Source organism: Streptomyces katrae (assembly GCF_000966975.1).
Taxonomy (GTDB): Bacteria; Actinomycetota; Actinomycetes; order Streptomycetales; family Streptomycetaceae; genus Streptomyces; species Streptomyces katrae.
On record NZ_JZWV01001223.1, the window covers coordinates 1 to 728 of the forward strand.

A 728-nucleotide genomic window follows, 5' to 3' on the forward strand; every position below is an offset into this window, starting at 1 on the left:
CCCGCCAGGGCGGCCGCCCCGGCCGCGAGTACCGTGCGCCGGGCGGTCTGTGACTCAGTCATGGGAGCTCCGTGGTTCGGTCGGTGGCGGGGGCGGCGAGGAGCATCCTGGCGCGTGCCGGGCCCCGATCGAAGCCCGCCACTCCGGTTCATCCGCCCGGGTGCCAGGGGGTCAGCTCCGCCGGGCCGCCGCCGGGCGTGCGTACGACCTCCCACACGCGCACCACGGCGTCCCGGTTCAACGGCCCGTGGACGTGCGGGTACGGGTCGCCGGGGCCGCCCGTGCGCCGGACCTCCGCCGTCAGGGCCGCCTCGTCGAGCTCCACGGCGAGCAGCGGGCCCGGCACCTCCCGGTAGTGGGACCCCGCGATGGCGAGGACGGTCGGCCGGTCCGCCGAGCAGTGGACGAACCCCTCGGAGGCGAGCGAGGCGGGGGCGTACGGGAGCTCCGGAGCGGCGCTCCAGTCCGAGAGCGGGACGATGTGGAAGATCATGCCGGTGGTTCTACCGCACCACCGGCCGCCGGCCGCGCACCAAGTGGCGGTACGGGGTGATCCGGGCGACATTGTCCGTGTCTCGAAGCCGGGCCCGCCGCCGACGCGCGCGCCCGGCCCCCCTTCGAAAGGCACAGGACCATGGCGGGTAACGACCTCGGCTCCCTGCTCGGCGGACTCCTCGGCGGCGGCCAGGGCGGCAGCGGCGGGGCGGCGGGCGGCGGCGGGGGCAACA

General features: G+C 76.8%; 1 protein-coding gene. It reads right to left on the reverse strand.

Annotated features, from left to right (window positions below):
- Positions 1-148: 148 nt before the first annotated feature.
- Positions 149-493, reverse strand: coding sequence for a DUF952 domain-containing protein (locus VR44_RS35260; RefSeq protein ID WP_045951728.1), 345 nt, complete (start codon positions 491-493; stop codon positions 149-151).
- Positions 494-728: the final 235 nt, after the last annotated feature.